This window comes from Pseudomonas sp. NPDC090201, assembly GCF_044746825.1.
In the GTDB taxonomy this organism is placed as follows: Bacteria; Pseudomonadota; Gammaproteobacteria; order Pseudomonadales; family Pseudomonadaceae; genus Aquipseudomonas; species Aquipseudomonas putida_AD.
In genome coordinates this window covers 81,746-97,857 of record NZ_JBIVCX010000013.1, presented here as the reverse complement: position 1 = coordinate 97,857, position 16,112 = coordinate 81,746, and the positions used below count along the sequence as shown (strand labels likewise).

The following is a 16,112-nucleotide window of genomic DNA, read 5'->3' as shown; positions in this document are numbered from 1 at the left end:
ACGCCGAATTGTGAATCTGCCGCATTTTGCGGCAGTTTGTTTATTGCCAGTTGGAATAAGAAAGGACTTCATGAAACGTCTGCTGCTAACTGCGGTTCTTTCCGCACTGATGATCGCCGAAGTTCACGCCGAGTCCTTCACTATCTCCGATATCCGTGTCAACGGCCTGCAGCGGGTATCCGCCGGCAGCGTCTTTGGCGCGCTGCCGTTGAACGTGGGTGAGACCGCCGATGATGCGCATCTCGTCGATGCCACCCGCGCTCTGTTCAAAACCGGATTCTTCCAGGATATCCAGCTGGGCCGTGACGGCAACGTGCTGGTCATCACCGTGGTCGAGCGTCCGTCCGTTTCGAGCATCGAGATCGAAGGCAACAAGGCGATCACCACCGAAGACCTGATGAAAGGTCTGAAGCAGTCGGGTCTGGCCGAAGGCGAGATCTTCCAGCGGGCAACCCTGGAAGGCGTGCGTAACGAACTGCAGCGCCAGTACGTGGCCCAGGGTCGTTACTCGGCAGAAGTCGCCACCGAAGTCGTTCCTCAGCCGCGCAACCGCGTGGGCCTGAAAATCAACATCAACGAAGGCGCGGTCGCAGCCATCCAGCACATCAACGTGGTGGGCAACTCGGTATTCAAGGAAGAAGACCTGACCGACCTGTTCGAACTGAAGACCACCAACTGGCTGTCCTTCTTCAAGAACGACGACAAGTACGCCCGTGAAAAGCTGTCCGGCGACCTGGAACGCCTGCGTTCGTACTACCTGGACCGCGGCTACATCAACATGGATATCGCTTCGACCCAGGTGTCCATCACGCCTGACAAGAAGAGCGTGTACATCACCGTCAACATCCATGAGGGTGAGAAGTACAGCGTCAAGTCTGTCAAGCTCAGCGGTGACCTCAAGGTCCCTGAGGACCAGGTCAAGTCGCTGTTGCTGGTCAAGCCTGGCCAGGTGTTCTCGCGCAAGGTCATGACCACCACGTCCGAGCTGATCACCCGCCGCCTGGGTAACGAAGGCTACACCTTCGCCAACGTCAACGGCGTGCCGACCCCGAACGATGAAGACCACACCGTCGACATCCTGTTCGCCGTCGATCCGGGCAAGCGTGCCTACGTGAACCGCATCAACTTCCGTGGCAACACCAAGACCGCGGACGAAGTGCTGCGTCGTGAGATGCGTCAGATGGAAGGCGGTTGGGCTTCCACCTACCTGATCGACCAGTCCAAGACCCGTCTGGACCGCCTGGGCTTCTTCAAGGAAGTGAACGTCGAAACACCGGCAGTGCCGGGCACCGACGACCAGGTCGACGTGAACTACGCCGTGGAAGAGCAGGCCTCCGGTTCGATCACCGCCAGTGTGGGCTTCGCGCAGAGCGCGGGTCTGATCCTGGGTGGTTCGATCAGCCAGAACAACTTCCTGGGTACCGGTAACAAGGTCAGCATCGGCCTGACCAAGAGTGAATACCAGACCCGCTACAACTTCAGCTACGTCGATCCGTACTTCACGCCGGACGGTGTGAGCCTGGGTTACAGTGCGTTCTACCGCAAGACCAACTACGACGACCTCGATGTCGATATCGCAAGCTACTCGGTCGACAGCCTGGGTGCCGGTATCAACATGGGCTACCCGATCAGCGAAACCGCGCGCCTGAACTTCGGCCTGTCGGTTCAGCAGGACCAGATCAACACCGGTACCTACACCGTTGACGAAATCTTCGACTTCCTGGAGAAGGAAGGCGACAGCTTCACCAACTTCAAGGCGTCCGTGGGCTGGTCCGAATCGACCCTGAACAAAGGCACGCTGCCGACCCGTGGTCACTCCCAGAGCCTGACGCTGGAAACCACCATTCCGGGTAGCGACCTGTCGTTCTACAAACTCGACTACCGCGGCCAGTTGTTCCACCCGATCACCACCAACACCACCCTGCGCCTGCACTCGGAACTGGGCTACGGTGACGGTTACGGTTCGACCTCGGGCCTGCCGTTCTACGAGAACTACTACGCCGGTGGCTTCAACTCGGTACGTGGCTTCAAGGACAGCACCCTCGGTCCGCGCAGTACGCCTAGCCGCGGCGAAGGCAACCCGGGCGGTCGTCCTGGCACCCTCGCTGACCCGGATCAGGATCCGCTGCCGTTCGGTGGTAACGTGTTGATCACTGGTGGTGCCGAAATCCTGTTCCCGCTGCCGTTCGTCAAGGACCAGCGTTCGCTGCGTACCTCGCTGTTCTGGGACGTGGGTAACGTGTTCAACACCAACTGCGGTGGGGAGAAGACCACACTCAGCGGCGAGAAGATCGAGTGTAACGGTCCTGAGCTCTCGGGCCTTGCAAGCTCGGTGGGTGTTGGCGTGACCTGGATCACCGCATTGGGTCCATTGAGCTTCGCTCTGGCCATGCCGGTCAAGAAACCGGACAACAACACCGAAACCCAGGTCTTCCAATTCTCTCTCGGTCAGACCTTCTAAGGGTCTGGTCACTGATAACGACAACGAATTCTGTAGGAGTTACATCGTGCGTAAGTTGACTCAATTGGCTCTGCTGGCAACGGTCCTGGTCGCAGGCCCGGCCTTTGCCGACATGAAAATCGCGGTACTGAACTACCAGATGGCGCTGCTCGAATCCGACGCGGCCAAGAAGTACGCCGTCGACGCCGAGAAGAAATTCGGCCCGCAACTGACCAAGCTCAAGGCTCTGGAAAGCAGCGCCAAGGGCATCCAGGATCGTCTGGTCGCCGGTGGCGACAAGATGGCCCAGCCTGAGCGCGAAAAACTGGAGCTGGATTTCAAGCAGAAAGCCCGTGACTTCCAGTTCCAGTCCAAGGAGCTGAACGAAGCCAAGGCCGTCGCTGACCGTGACATGCTCAAGCAACTGAAGCCAAAACTGGACTCGGCTGTTGAAGAAGTGATCAAGAAGGGCGGTTACGACCTGGTGTTCGAGCGCGGTGCCGTGATTGACGTCAAGCCACAATATGACGTCACTCGCCAGGTCATCGAGCGCATGAACCAGCTGAAGTAAATTCATGACCGCGACTATCACGCTCGGCCAGCTGGCCGAGTTCCTCGGAGCCACCCTGCGTGGCCCCGCGGACAAGCAGATTACCGGACTTGCCACCTTGCAGGAGGCCGGTCCAGGTCAGGTCAGTTTCCTGGCCAATCCCCAGTACCGTAAATTCCTCGCCACGTCCCACGCCGCTGCCGTGCTGCTCAAGCCTGCGGATGCCGAAGGCTATGCGGGTGATGCGCTGCTGATCGCCGATCCGTACCTGGCCTACGCGCGCATCTCGCACCTGTTCGATCCCAAGCCCAAGGCTGCGGCGGGCATTCACCCCACTGCTGTCGTGGCTGACGATGCTGTCGTCGATCCGGCTGCAAGCGTGGGGCCGTATGTCGTGATCGAAAGCGGTGCGCGCATTGCGGCCGGCGTGACCCTGGGCGCCCACTGCTTCATCGGCGCGCGCAGCGTGATCGGCGAAGGCGGCTGGCTGGCGCCGCGCGTCACGCTGTACCACGACGTGCGCATCGGCCAGCGTGTGGTCATCCAGTCGGGTGCCGTGCTGGGTGGCGAAGGCTTCGGTTTCGCCAACGAGAAGGGCGTCTGGCAAAAGATTGCCCAGATCGGCGGCGTCACCATTGGCGACGACGTGGAAATCGGTGTGAACACGGCCATCGACCGTGGCGCCATGGACGACACCCGCATCGGCAACGGTGTGAAGCTCGATAACCAGATCCAGATCGCCCACAACGTTCAGGTGGGTGACCACACCGCGATGGCGGCCTGCGTCGGTATCTCCGGCAGCGCCAAGATCGGCAAGCACTGCATGCTGGCAGGCGGGGTAGGGCTGGTCGGGCACATCGAAATCTGTGATGGCGTTTTCATCACCGGGATGACCATGGTCACCCGTTCCATCACCGAGCCAGGCTCGTATTCTTCGGGGACGGCGATGCAGCCGGCCGCCGAGTGGCGCAAGAGCGCCGCACGCATTCGCCAGCTCGACGACATGTCGCGCCGGCTGCAGCAGTTGGAAAAGCTTGTCGAGGCAGTGACCTCAGGCGGTAAAGCGTCATCTGATGGCTGATACTTTTTTCTTATCAAGTGTGCATAGCCGATAAACTGCCTCCTTGATTTGCCAGAGGAGTGCCGCGCACTCGTCGCGCACTCCCTATATTGACTACAGGCTTCCTCTCGAAATGATGGACATCAACGAAATCCGCGAATATCTGCCCCACCGTTACCCGTTCCTGCTCGTGGACCGTGTGGTGGCGCTCGATGTCGAGAACAAGAGCATTCGTGCCTACAAGAATGTCAGCATCAATGAGCCCTTCTTCAATGGGCACTTCCCGGCGCACCCGATCATGCCGGGCGTGCTGATCATCGAAGCCATGGCTCAGGCCGCCGGCATCCTGGGCTTCAAGATGCTTGACGTGAAGCCTGCCGATGGCACGCTGTACTACTTCGTGGGCTCCGACAAGCTGCGTTTCCGCCAGCCGGTACTGCCGGGCGACCAACTGATTCTTGAAGCCAAGTTCCTGAGCTGCAAGCGTCAGATCTGGAAGTTCGAGTGCCAGGCTTCGGTAGACGGCAAGCCGGTATGCTCCGCAGAAATCATCTGTGCGGAACGCAAACTATGAGTTTGATTGACCCTCGCGCCATCATCGATCCGACGGCCATCCTGGCTGACAATGTGGAGGTCGGCCCGTGGTCGATCGTCGGACCCGGTGTGGAAATTGGTGAGGGTACGGTCATTGGTCCGCATGTCATCCTGCGCGGGCCGACCAAAATCGGCAAACACAACCACATCTACCAGTTTTCCTCGGTAGGTGAGGATACGCCGGACCTGAAATACAAGGGTGAGGCGACTCGCCTGGTGATCGGCGATCACAACGTGATCCGTGAAGGCGTGACCATTCACCGTGGCACCATTCAGGATCGCGCCGAGACCACCATCGGCGATCACAACCTGATCATGGCCTACGCGCACATCGGTCACGACAGCGTCATCGGCAACCACTGCATCCTGGTCAACAACACCGCGCTGGCCGGCCACGTGCATGTGGCCGACTGGGCGATCCTGTCCGGTTTCACGCTGGTGCATCAGTACTGCCACATTGGCGCCCACAGCTTTTCCGGCATGGGCACGGCCATCGGCAAGGACGTCCCGGCGTTCGTCACGGTGTTCGGCAACCCGGCAGAAGCGCGCAGCATGAACTTCGAAGGCATGCGCCGTCGCGGTTTCTCCGACGATGCCATCCATGCCCTGCGTCGCGCCTACAAGACGGTCTATCGTCAGGGCCTGACCGTAGAACAGGCGGTGGTGGAACTGGCCGAACCCGCTACACAGTTTCCGGAAGTCGCGCTGTTCCTTGAGTCCATCCAGAACTCGACCCGCGGCATCACCCGTTAACCATGAGTGCCCTGCGTATTGCGCTGGTCGCCGGAGAAGCCTCTGGCGACATCCTGGGTTCGGGCCTGATGCGCGCCATCAAGGTTCATCATCCTGACGCACAGTTCATCGGCGTGGGCGGTCCGCTCATGGAAGCCGAAGGCATGACGTCCTACTTTCCCATGGAGCGCCTGTCGGTCATGGGGCTGGTGGAAGTGCTGGGGCGTCTCAAGGAGTTGCTGGCGCGGCGCAAGCTGCTGATCCAGACCCTGATCGATGAAAAGCCCGATGTGTTCATCGGCATCGATGCGCCGGATTTCACCCTCAATATCGAACTCAAACTGCGTCAGGCCGGAATCAAGACCGTGCACTACGTCAGCCCGTCCGTGTGGGCGTGGCGGCAGAAGCGCGTGTTGAAGATTCGCGAAGGCTGCGACCTGATGCTGACCCTTCTGCCCTTCGAGGCGCGTTTCTACGAAGAGAAAGGCGTGCCGGTGCGGTTCGTCGGGCACCCGCTGGCCGACACCATCCCCCTTGAGGCCGATCGCGCTGCGGCACGCGCTGAACTGGGGCTGGGCGAAGGGCCAGTGGTTGCACTGATGCCGGGCAGCCGTGGCGGGGAAGTGGGGCGCCTGGGGGCGCTGTTCTTCGAGGCCGCCGAGCGAATGCTGGCCCAGCGCCCGAACCTGCGGTTCGTCCTGCCGTGTGCAAGCCCGCAACGCCGCGCGCAGATCGAAGAGCTGCTGCAAGGGCGCGACCTGCCACTGACCCTGCTCGATGGCCGCTCCCACGTGGCGCTGGCTGCCTGCGATGCGGTCTTGATCGCCTCGGGCACCGCGACCCTGGAAGCGCTGCTGTACAAACGACCGATGGTGGTTGCCTATCGTCTGGCGCCACTGACCCACTGGATACTCAAGCGGATGGTGAAGAGTCCGTACGTGTCGCTGCCGAACCTGTTGGCCCAGCGCTTGCTGGTGCCTGAGCTTCTGCAGGATGCGGCGACTGCCGATGCCCTGGCGCAAACCCTGCTGCCGCTGCTGGACAACGGCGCGGAGCAGACCGCAGGCTTCGATGCGCTTCACCGTACCTTGCGTCGCGATGCGTCCAATCAGGCCGCCGATGCGGTGCTGAGCCTGATTGGCCGGTCGCCTTCACCATGAGTGTGCGATCAATGCAAATGGGTTTGGATTTCAATCTGGTCGAGGACCTGGTCGCCGGCGTCGATGAAGTGGGTCGTGGCCCGCTGTGTGGCGCCGTGGTGACCGCTGCGGTGATCCTTGACCCCAATCGCCCGATCCTGGGGCTGAACGACTCGAAAAAACTCACCGAAGCCAAGCGCGAAAAGCTCTTCGACGAGATCCGTGAGAAAGCCCTGTGCTGGCACATCGCGCGGGCCGAGGTAGAGGAAATCGACGACCTGAACATCCTGCACGCCACGATGCTGGCGATGAAGCGGGCTGTGGAAGGTCTGCTGATCACCCCCAAGCTGGCGCTGATCGACGGCAACCGCTGCCCGCAATTGTCGGTGCCCAGCGCGCCGGTGATTCAGGGTGACGCCCAGGTGCCGGCGATTGCCGCGGCGTCGATCCTGGCCAAGGTCACCCGTGACCGCGAAATGGCGGCCATGGAGTTGCTGTATCCGGGCTACGGCATCGGCGGGCACAAGGGTTATCCGACGCCGGTGCATCTGGAAGCGCTGGCCCGTCTGGGCCCGACGCCGATTCACCGACGTTCGTTCGCACCGGTCCGCGCGGCCTATGAAGCACGGGAGATGTTGACGGCCACCGGGTTCGCCTCGCTACCGCTCAACTGATCGCGGGCTGATGTTTTCTTGCGAGGCCGGTACAATCCGGCCTTCGTTTTCTGTGCGCCATAGGAATCACCTCCACTATGCCGGCTTCTTTCGTTCATCTACGCCTGCACACCGAATACTCGCTGGTCGACGGTCTGGTCCGGGTCAAACCGCTGGCCAAGGCGCTGACGGCCATGAACATGCCTGCGGTGGCGGTGACCGACCAGAACAACCTGTGCTCGCTGGTCAAGTTCTACAAGAGCGCCATGGGCGCCGGGATCAAGCCGATCTGTGGTGCCGACATCTGGCTGGCCGGGCGTGATCGCGATGCGCCGTTGAGCCGCATGAGCCTGTTGGTGATGAACCCCAAGGGCTACCTGAACCTCACCGAATTGATTTCACGAGGTTTCATGACCGGCCAGCGCAATGGCATGGTGGTCATCGAGCGCGAGTGGGTGGCCGAAGCCAGCGAAGGACTGATCGCCCTGTCGGCCGCCAAAGAAGGCGAGATCGGCATGGCGCTGCTGGGGGGCAATCCGGCCGAGGCCGACGTGCTGCTCAAGGAATGGATGGCGGTTTTTCCCGACCGTTTCTATGTCGAGATCCAGCGCACCAACCGCATCAACGACGAAGAACACCTGCACGCGGCGGTTGCCCTGGCCGAGCGTCATGGCGCGCCGCTGGTGGCGACCAACGATGTGCGCTTCCTCAAGCAGGAAGATTTCGAAGCCCACGAAACCCGTGTGTGCATCGGTGAAGGCCGGGCGCTGGACGACCCGCGCCGCTCGCACAACTACAGCGATCAGCAGTACCTTAAAAGCGCCGAGGAAATGGCCGAGCTGTTCAGCGACCTGCCCGATGCGTTGCAGAACACCGTCGAGATTGCCAAGCGCTGCAACATTGAGGTCAAGCTGGGCACTCACTTCCTGCCCAACTTCCCGATTCCCGATGGCCTGACCATCGACGAATATTTCCGCAAGGTCTCGTTCGAGGGCCTTGAAGAGCGCCTCGCCGTACTGTGGCCGAAAGACACCACGCCCAACTACGAAGCCAAGCGCCAGGAATACGTTGACCGGCTGAATTTCGAGCTGGATATCATCATCCAGATGGGTTTCCCCGGTTACTTCCTGATCGTTATGGACTTCATCCAGTGGGCCAAGAACAACGGCGTGCCGGTCGGCCCTGGCCGTGGATCGGGTGCCGGGTCCCTGGTGGCCTATGTGCAGAAGATCACCGACCTCGACCCGCTGGAATATGACCTGCTGTTCGAACGCTTCCTGAACCCCGAGCGGGTTTCCATGCCCGACTTCGACGTCGACTTCTGCATGGACGGCCGCGACCGGGTGATCGAATACGTGGCCGACAAGTACGGGCGTAATGCGGTCAGCCAGATCATCACCTTCGGTTCCATGGCCGCCAAGGCTGTGGTGCGTGACGTGGCGCGGGCCCAGGGCAAGTCCTTCGGCCTGGCCGATCGCCTGTCGAAGATGATTCCGTTCGAAGTCGGCATGACCCTTGAGAAGGCCTACGAGCAGGAAGAAATCCTGCGCGACTTCCTCAAGACCGACGAAGAAGGCGCCGAAATCTGGGAGATGGCCCGCAAGCTCGAAGGCGTTGTGCGTAACGTCGGCAAGCACGCCGGTGGTGTGGTGATCGCGCCGACCAAGCTGACCGACTTCGCCGCCATCTATTGCGACGAGGAAGGCAGCGGCCTGGTGACCCAGTACGACAAGGACGACGTCGAGGCGGCCGGGCTTGTGAAGTTCGACTTCCTGGGCCTGCGGACCCTGACCATCATCGACTGGGCGATGAAGACCATCAACCGCGACCGCGCCAAAGTGGGCGAGGAGCCGCTGGACATCGCTTTCATCCCCCTCGATGACGCGCCGACCTACGACCTGCTGCAGAAAGCCGAAACCACGGCGGTGTTCCAGCTTGAATCCCGCGGCATGAAGGAGCTGATCAAGAAGCTCAAGCCCGACTGCCTGGAAGACCTCATCGCACTGGTGGCGCTGTTCCGCCCGGGCCCGCTGCAATCGGGCATGGTGGACGACTTCATCAACCGCAAGCACGGTCGCGCGGAGCTCTCGTACCCGCACGTCGATTACCAGTACGAAGGCCTCAAGCCCGTGCTGCTGCCGACCTACGGCATCATCCTGTATCAGGAACAGGTGATGCAGATTGCCCAGGTCATGGCCGGCTACACCCTCGGCGAGGCAGACATGCTGCGCCGGGCGATGGGCAAGAAAAAGCCCGAGGAGATGGCCAAGCAGCGCGGCGGTTTCATCGAAGGCTGCAAGACCAACAATATCGACCCGGACCTTGCCGGTAACATTTTCGACCTGGTGGAGAAATTCGCCGGTTACGGTTTCAACAAATCCCACTCTGCCGCCTATGGCCTGGTGTCCTACCAGACTGCCTGGCTCAAGCGGCACTACCCGGCGCCGTTCATGGCCGCAGTGCTCTCGGCGGACATGCACAACACCGACAAGGTCGTGACCTTGATCGAGGAAGTGCGCACCATGAAGCTGCGCCTCGACGCACCGGACGTGAACAACTCCGAGTTCAAGTTCACGGTGAACGACGACGGCCGCATCGTGTATGGCCTGGGCGCGATCAAGGGCGTGGGCGAAGGCCCGGTGGAAGCTATCACCGAGGCGCGTCAGGCGGGCCCGTTCAAGGACCTGTTCGATTTCTGTGCGCGCATCGACCTCAAGCGGGTCAACAAGCGCACCCTGGGCGGTCTGATCAGCAGCGGCGCGCTGGACCGTCTTGGTCCGTTTTTCTATGACGAGCCCAAGCAGTATCACGCCAACATCGACCGCAACCGTGGCGTGTTGCTGGCCGCTCTGGAAGAGGCGATCCAGGCCGCCGAGCAGACCGCGCGCAGCCATGACAGCGGCCACAGCGACCTGTTTGGCGGGCTGTTCGACGAACCCGATGCCGATGTTTATGCGAACCATCGCGGTGCCAAGGAGGTCACTCTCAAAGAGCGCCTGCGTGGCGAGAAGGAAACCCTGGGGCTGTACCTGACCGGGCACCCGATCGATGAGTACGAAGGCGAGATCCGTCGTTTCGCTCGCCAGCGCATCGTCGATCTCAAGCCTGCACGCGATACCCAGACCGTTGCCGGGCTGATCATCGCGCTGCGGGTAATGAAGAACAAAAAGGGCGACAAGATGGGCTTCATCACCCTGGACGACCGTTCCGGGCGTATCGAAGCCTCGCTGTTCGCCGATTCGTTCCAGGCCGCGCAGTCGCTGTTGCAGACCGACGCGATGGTGGTGGTCGAAGGCGAGGTCAGTTCCGATGACTTCTCAGGCGGCCTGCGCTTGCGTGCCAAGCGCGTCATGAGCCTTGAGGAAGCGCGCACCGGCCTTGCCGAAAGTTTGCGCCTGACTGTGCGCAGCGAGGCACTCAAGGGTGATCGCCTGCGCTGGCTGGGTGACCTGTGCAAGAAGCACCGGGGAGCGTGCCCGATCACGCTCGATTACACAGGGCAGGAGGCCCGCGCCTTGTTGCAGTTTGGCGAAGCGTGGCGAATCGATCCCGCAGACAGCCTGATTCAGGCCCTGCGTGACCAGTTCGGACGTGAGAACGTCTTCCTGCAGTATCGCTAGAAGCTGATCATGAGATTTTTTTGACTCGACGCTTTCAAGCCCGACATTTTTTTAAACTCGACCGGACAGCGCCAGTTCCATTAAGGTATGGCGCTTACGGATCAACCGGCCGGCCTCTTGGCCGTCGACCCAAGACGGATGCCTATGAACCCGAATTTTCTGGATTTCGAACAGCCGATTGCTGACCTGCAAGCCAAGATTGAAGAGCTGCGTCTGGTAGGCAATGACAACTCGCTGAACATCGGCGATGAAATCTCTCGACTGCAAGATAAGAGCAAGACGCTCACCGAAAGCATTTTCGGCAATCTGACCAGCTGGCAGATCGCGCGCATGGCGCGTCATCCACGCCGTCCGTACACCCTGGACTACATCGAACACATCTTTACCGAGTTCGACGAGCTGCACGGCGACCGTCACTTCTCCGACGACGCGGCCATCGTGGGCGGTATCGCTCGCCTGGACGACAAGCCGGTGATGGTGATCGGTCATCAGAAGGGCCGCGATGTGCGCGAGAAGGTTCGCCGTAACTTCGGCATGCCGCGCCCTGAAGGCTACCGCAAGGCGTGCCGCCTGATGGAAATGGCCGAGCGTTTCAAGATGCCGATCCTGACCTTCATCGACACCCCGGGCGCCTACCCGGGCATCGACGCCGAAGAGCGCAACCAGAGCGAAGCGATTGCCTGGAACCTGCGTGTCATGGCGCGCCTGAAGACCCCGATCATCGCGACCGTGATCGGTGAAGGCGGTTCGGGCGGTGCATTGGCCATTGGTGTGTGCGATCAGCTGAACATGCTGCAATACTCCACTTACGCGGTGATCTCGCCGGAAGGCTGCGCATCGATTCTGTGGAAAACCGCCGAGAAGGCGCCCGACGCTGCCGAAGCGATGGGCATCACCGCCGAGCGCCTCAAGGGCCTGGGCATTGTCGACAAGGTGATTGGCGAACCTCTGGGCGGCGCGCACCGCGACCCGGCCGGCGCGTCCGCTTCGATCCGCGAAGCCTTGAGCAGCCAGCTGGCGATGCTCAAGAAGTTCAACAACGATGAACTGCTGGCTCGTCGTTACGAGCGTCTGATGAGCTACGGCGTATAACCGACGCGGCTCCCACAGTCCGGCCAGCTTGAAGGTTCAACCATGAGCAAGCCGGACTGCATCAGAAAACAACTCGCCAAACGATTGCTACCGCGCCTGGAACCCTGGCGTGGCGCGGTCGCTTGGCGGATTGCCTTCTCGGGTGGGCTCGATTCCACCGTCCTGTTGCACCTGCTGGCCGATCTCGCCCGCCAGCACGCCTTGCCTCCCTTGACCGCTGTCCATGTCCATCACGGCTTGCAGGCCGTTGCTGCGTCGTGGCCGGGACATTGCCGTCAGATGTGTCAGATTCTGGGAGTGCCTTTTCAGGTGCTCGATGTTCAGGTCCGGCCCGGCGCCAGCCTCGAACAGGCCGCCCGCGAGGCCCGCTACGCCGCGCTGGAAGGGGTGATGCAGGACGGCGAGGTGCTGCTGACCGCGCAACACCGCGACGACCAGGCCGAAACCCTGATGTTCAGGCTGCTGCGTGGCGCCGGGGTTCGAGGGCTGGCGGCGATGCCTGGCCATCGTCCACTGGGCAGAGGGACATTGTTTCGCCCGCTGCTGGATGAGCCGCGCGCCGTGCTCGAAGCCTATGCGCAGGAGGAAGGCCTGAGCTGGATCGAAGATCCCAGCAACCAGGACAGCCGTTTCTCGCGCAATTACCTGCGCAGCCACGTCATGCCGATGCTGGTTACGCGCTGGCCCCAGGCGGTTGTCAGCATGACCCGCAGCGCCGCGCATCTGGCCGAAGCCCAGGGCTTGCTCGACGAATTGGCAGTCCAGGATCTGGCGACAGCGCAAACCCCGTGCACCTGGCCCTGGCTGGACTTGCCGTCGCTGGAGCTGGCGCCACTGGAAGGCCTGTCCGAGGCCCGTCAGCGCAATGCCCTGCGGCACTGGCTGACACGGCTGACGCGCCTGCCGGACACCGATCACTGGGCGGGCTGGAATTCCCTGCGAGACGCAGGCCCCGACGGGCGGCCGATCTGGCGCCTGGCTGACGGCCAGTTGCACCGCGCCGAAGGCAGGATCTGGTGGCTGTCGGGTATCTGGCTCAAGGATGTGGCCGGCTCCCAGCACTGGTCCATGGCCTCGCAGCCCCTGACACTGCCCGGCAACGGCATGTTGCACCTGCTGGGGGAAATTCCCCGTGGCGGCCTGCACGTGCATTACCGGCGCGGCGGGGAAGTACTCGATGTGCCCGAGCGCGGGCGGCGGGATCTCAAGCGCCTGCTCAACGAGAAACGCGTGCCGGTGTTCCTGCGCGGCCGATTGCCGCTGTTGTACCGGGGCGAGCAGTTACTGGCGGTCGCCAACCTTCCGGGACTGGACGCCGACCCCCGTGGCGACTGGCGTTTGCACTGGCAGCCACCGACGAACGACCACCGTTTGAGATGAGAGCTGGTTTCCGGTAGACTACGCTCCCTTCTTGATACAGCTTATGTCGATCCTTCCGGGACGACACAAGTTGCCGATTACCAGCCAGTCTTTACTGGGCGATTCTCAAAATGTGGCGAGCAATGGACAGGTCCGTATCCGGCCAGTCGCTATCAGCGCGGCAATTTCAGAAATGCACTGTGAAACACGCAGGTCATCGGGGGCTTCGGCCTTCCTTCGCTTTCCCCGGCGGCTCTGACCGCTTTAACGCAGACTTCTAGGGTTTTTCATGACGCGCTACATCTTCGTCACGGGCGGTGTTGTTTCTTCATTGGGGAAAGGCATTGCCTCGGCTTCATTGTCGGCCATCCTGGAGGCGAGGGGACTTAAGGTCACCATGCTCAAGCTGGACCCCTACATCAACGTCGACCCGGGCACCATGAGCCCGTTCCAGCACGGTGAAGTGTTCGTCACCCATGACGGCGCCGAGACCGACCTGGACCTGGGTCACTACGAGCGTTTCATTCGCACCACCATGACCCAGAACAACAACTTCACCACGGGCCGTGTGTACGAACACGTCCTGCGCAAAGAGCGCCGTGGTGATTATCTGGGCGCGACCATTCAGGTGATCCCGCACATCACCGACGAAATCAAGCGTCGCATCATCAAGGGCGCCGGCGATGCCGACGTGGCCCTGGTGGAAATCGGTGGCACCGTGGGTGACATCGAATCGCAACCGTTCCTGGAGGCCATTCGCCAGCTACGTTTCGAAGTCGGCTCCAAGCGCGCGATGCTGATGCACCTGACGCTGGTTCCGTACATCGCCACCGCAGGCGAAACCAAGACCAAGCCTACCCAGCACTCGGTCAAGGAACTGCGCTCCATCGGCCTGCAGCCAGACGTCCTGGTCTGCCGTTCCGACCACCCGATCGACGTGTCGTCGCGCCGCAAGATCGCCCAGTTCACCAACGTTGAAGAACGTGCGGTGATCGGTCTGGAAGACGCCGATACCATCTACAAGATCCCGGGCATCCTGCACTCGCAAGGCCTGGACGATTTCGTGGTCGAGCGTTTCGGCCTGCAATGCGGCGGCGCCGACCTGTCCGAGTGGGATAAGGTCGTCGATGCCAAGCTCAACCCCGAGCACGAAGTCACCATCGCCATGGTCGGCAAGTACATGGAGCTGCTGGATGCGTACAAGTCGCTGATCGAAGCGATGAGCCACGCCGGCATCACCAACCGCACCAAGGTCAACCTGCGCTACATCGATTCCGAAGACATCGAGAATCAGGGCACCGGCCTGCTGGAAGGCGTGGACGCGATCCTGGTACCGGGCGGCTTCGGTCTGCGCGGCGTGGAAGGCAAGATCACCGCTGTTCAGTTCGCTCGCGAAAACAAGGTGCCTTACCTGGGTATCTGCCTGGGCATGCAGGTGGCGGTCATCGAGTTCGCACGTAACGTGCTGGGCTGGAAAGACGCCAACTCCACCGAATTCGACCGTACCAGCGCGCACCCTGTGGTGGGCCTGATCACCGAGTGGGAAGACTCCACCGGCGCCGTCGAAACCCGTACCGAAGCGTCCGATCTGGGCGGCACCATGCGCCTGGGCGCGCAGGAATGCCTGCTGGAACCGGGTTCTCTGGTGCACGACTGCTATGGCAACGACACCATCGTCGAGCGCCATCGTCATCGCTACGAAGTGAACAACAAGCTGCTGCCGCAACTGATCGATGCGGGCCTGAAGATTTCCGGTCGTTCCGGTGACGGCGCGCTGGTCGAAGTGGTCGAGTCCAAGGATCACCCATGGTTCGTGGCCTGCCAGTTCCACCCGGAGTTCACCTCCACGCCTCGTGACGGTCACCCGCTGTTCAGTGGCTTCGTCAAGGCAGCGCTCGCTCAACACCAGAAGAACGCCTGATAGGGAATTCATTACATGGCACAGAAAATCATCCGCGTGGGCTCCATTGACATCGCCAACGACAAGCCCATGGTCTTGTTCGGTGGCATGAATGTCCTGGAGTCGCGGGACATGGCCATGCAAGTCTGCGAAGAGTACGTGCGGGTGACCGAGAAGCTCGGTATCCCCTACGTGTTCAAGGCCAGCTTCGACAAGGCCAACCGTTCTTCCGTGACCTCCTATCGCGGTCCGGGCCTGGAAGCGGGCATGCGCATTTTCGAAGAGATCAAGAGCACCTTCGGCGTGCCCGTGATCACTGACGTGCATGAACCGCATCAGGCTGCTGCCGTGGCTGAAGTCTGCGACATCATCCAGTTGCCGGCCTTCCTGTCGCGCCAGACCGACCTGGTCGTGGCGATGGCGAAAACCGGCGCCGTGATCAACATCAAGAAGGCCCAGTTCCTAGCGCCTCAGGAAATGAAACACATCCTGAACAAGTGCGAAGAAGCCGGTAACGATCAGTTGATCCTGTGCGAACGTGGTTCGAGCTTCGGCTACAACAACCTCGTGGTGGACATGCTCGGCTTCGGCATCATGAAGGCTTTCGAATACCCGGTATTCTTCGACGTGACCCACGCCTTGCAGATGCCGGGCGGTCGTTCGGATTCTGCCGGTGGTCGTCGTGCCCAGGTGACTGACCTGGCCAAGGCCGGCATCAGCCAGGGCCTGGCGGGCCTGTTCCTGGAGGCGCATCCGGATCCGGACAACGCCAAATGCGACGGCCCGTGTGCCCTGCGTCTTGAGAAGCTTGAGCCGTTCCTGACCCAGCTCAAGGCCCTTGATGACCTGGTCAAGGCGTTCCCGACCATCGAAACGGCTTAAAATCCGCTTCTGCGGCACCGTCACCTCCGGTACAGTGCCGCTCGTTTCATTCCCGACCAACGGGTCGGGAATTTCTGTCGTCTCGGGCCTG

12 protein-coding genes are annotated in these 16,112 nt (G+C 61.4%); all 12 read left to right on the top strand.

Going from position 1 to position 16,112, the window contains the following annotated elements; translation table 11 throughout:
- Window positions 1-70 precede the first annotated feature (70 nt).
- The 12 genes from bamA (at window position 71) to kdsA (ending at window position 16,021) form a co-directional block, all read left to right on the top strand.
- On the top strand, window positions 71-2,461 hold the full coding sequence (gene bamA / locus ACIPOO_RS23935; RefSeq protein WP_400610249.1) for an outer membrane protein assembly factor BamA: 2,391 nt from the start codon (window positions 71-73) through the stop codon (window positions 2,459-2,461).
- A gap of 46 nt (window positions 2,462-2,507) precedes the next feature.
- Entirely contained in the window at window positions 2,508-3,011 is a 504-nt protein-coding gene (locus ACIPOO_RS23930; RefSeq protein WP_166593536.1) for an OmpH family outer membrane protein, read from the top strand.
- Between the two features lie 4 nt (window positions 3,012-3,015).
- Window positions 3,016-4,071: a UDP-3-O-(3-hydroxymyristoyl)glucosamine N-acyltransferase gene (gene lpxD / locus ACIPOO_RS23925; RefSeq protein ID WP_274133882.1), complete on the top strand. Its 1,056-nt coding sequence runs from the start codon at window positions 3,016-3,018 to the stop codon at window positions 4,069-4,071.
- Window positions 4,072-4,183: 112 nt separating this feature from the next.
- Window positions 4,184-4,624, top strand: coding sequence for a 3-hydroxyacyl-ACP dehydratase FabZ (gene fabZ / locus ACIPOO_RS23920; RefSeq protein ID WP_274133881.1), 441 nt, complete (start codon window positions 4,184-4,186; stop codon window positions 4,622-4,624).
- A complete protein-coding gene (gene lpxA / locus ACIPOO_RS23915; protein WP_274133880.1) occupies window positions 4,621-5,397 on the top strand; it encodes an acyl-ACP--UDP-N-acetylglucosamine O-acyltransferase in 777 nt (258 codons plus the stop codon). The genes fabZ and lpxA overlap by 4 nt, the downstream gene beginning before the upstream one ends.
- A gap of 2 nt (window positions 5,398-5,399) precedes the next feature.
- Window positions 5,400-6,536: a lipid-A-disaccharide synthase gene (lpxB, locus tag ACIPOO_RS23910; RefSeq protein ID WP_400610246.1), complete on the top strand. Its 1,137-nt coding sequence runs from the start codon at window positions 5,400-5,402 to the stop codon at window positions 6,534-6,536.
- An 11-nt stretch (window positions 6,537-6,547) separates the two neighbouring features.
- Window positions 6,548-7,189: a ribonuclease HII gene (gene rnhB / locus ACIPOO_RS23905; protein WP_400610244.1), complete on the top strand. Its 642-nt coding sequence runs from the start codon at window positions 6,548-6,550 to the stop codon at window positions 7,187-7,189.
- 77 nt (window positions 7,190-7,266) lie between these two features.
- Window positions 7,267-10,788 carry a DNA polymerase III subunit alpha gene (gene dnaE, locus ACIPOO_RS23900; protein WP_274133877.1) on the top strand — a complete coding sequence of 1,174 codons (3,522 nt, stop codon included), beginning with the start codon at window positions 7,267-7,269 and terminating at the stop codon, window positions 10,786-10,788.
- A gap of 144 nt (window positions 10,789-10,932) precedes the next feature.
- A complete protein-coding gene (locus ACIPOO_RS23895; RefSeq protein WP_274133876.1) occupies window positions 10,933-11,880 on the top strand; it encodes an acetyl-CoA carboxylase carboxyltransferase subunit alpha in 948 nt (315 codons plus the stop codon).
- A 42-nt stretch (window positions 11,881-11,922) separates the two neighbouring features.
- Entirely contained in the window at window positions 11,923-13,260 is a 1,338-nt protein-coding gene (gene tilS / locus ACIPOO_RS23890) for a tRNA lysidine(34) synthetase TilS (protein WP_400610241.1), read from the top strand.
- A gap of 268 nt (window positions 13,261-13,528) precedes the next feature.
- Window positions 13,529-15,160: a CTP synthase gene (locus tag ACIPOO_RS23885; protein WP_400610239.1), complete on the top strand. Its 1,632-nt coding sequence runs from the start codon at window positions 13,529-13,531 to the stop codon at window positions 15,158-15,160.
- 15 nt (window positions 15,161-15,175) lie between these two features.
- On the top strand, window positions 15,176-16,021 hold the full coding sequence (gene kdsA / locus ACIPOO_RS23880; RefSeq protein ID WP_400610237.1) for a 3-deoxy-8-phosphooctulonate synthase: 846 nt from the start codon (window positions 15,176-15,178) through the stop codon (window positions 16,019-16,021).
- The last annotated feature ends 91 nt before the right edge of the window (window positions 16,022-16,112 follow it).

What these genes read in the sequence shown, in the direction of transcription:
- kdsA (WP_400610237.1), top strand. Translation starts at nt 15,176, where the DNA reads ATGGCACAGAAAATCATCCGCGTGGGCTCCATTGACATCGCCAACGAC.
- bamA (WP_400610249.1), top strand. Translation starts at nt 71, where the DNA reads ATGAAACGTCTGCTGCTAACTGCGGTTCTTTCCGCACTGATGATCGCC.
- ACIPOO_RS23895 (WP_274133876.1), top strand. Translation starts at nt 10,933, where the DNA reads ATGAACCCGAATTTTCTGGATTTCGAACAGCCGATTGCTGACCTGCAA.
- rnhB (WP_400610244.1), top strand. Translation starts at nt 6,548, where the DNA reads ATGCAAATGGGTTTGGATTTCAATCTGGTCGAGGACCTGGTCGCCGGC.
- lpxD (WP_274133882.1), top strand. Translation starts at nt 3,016, where the DNA reads ATGACCGCGACTATCACGCTCGGCCAGCTGGCCGAGTTCCTCGGAGCC.
- lpxA (WP_274133880.1), top strand. Translation starts at nt 4,621, where the DNA reads ATGAGTTTGATTGACCCTCGCGCCATCATCGATCCGACGGCCATCCTG.
- tilS (WP_400610241.1), top strand. Translation starts at nt 11,923, where the DNA reads ATGAGCAAGCCGGACTGCATCAGAAAACAACTCGCCAAACGATTGCTA.
- fabZ (WP_274133881.1), top strand. Translation starts at nt 4,184, where the DNA reads ATGATGGACATCAACGAAATCCGCGAATATCTGCCCCACCGTTACCCG.
- ACIPOO_RS23885 (WP_400610239.1), top strand. Translation starts at nt 13,529, where the DNA reads ATGACGCGCTACATCTTCGTCACGGGCGGTGTTGTTTCTTCATTGGGG.
- lpxB (WP_400610246.1), top strand. Translation starts at nt 5,400, where the DNA reads ATGAGTGCCCTGCGTATTGCGCTGGTCGCCGGAGAAGCCTCTGGCGAC.
- dnaE (WP_274133877.1), top strand. Translation starts at nt 7,267, where the DNA reads ATGCCGGCTTCTTTCGTTCATCTACGCCTGCACACCGAATACTCGCTG.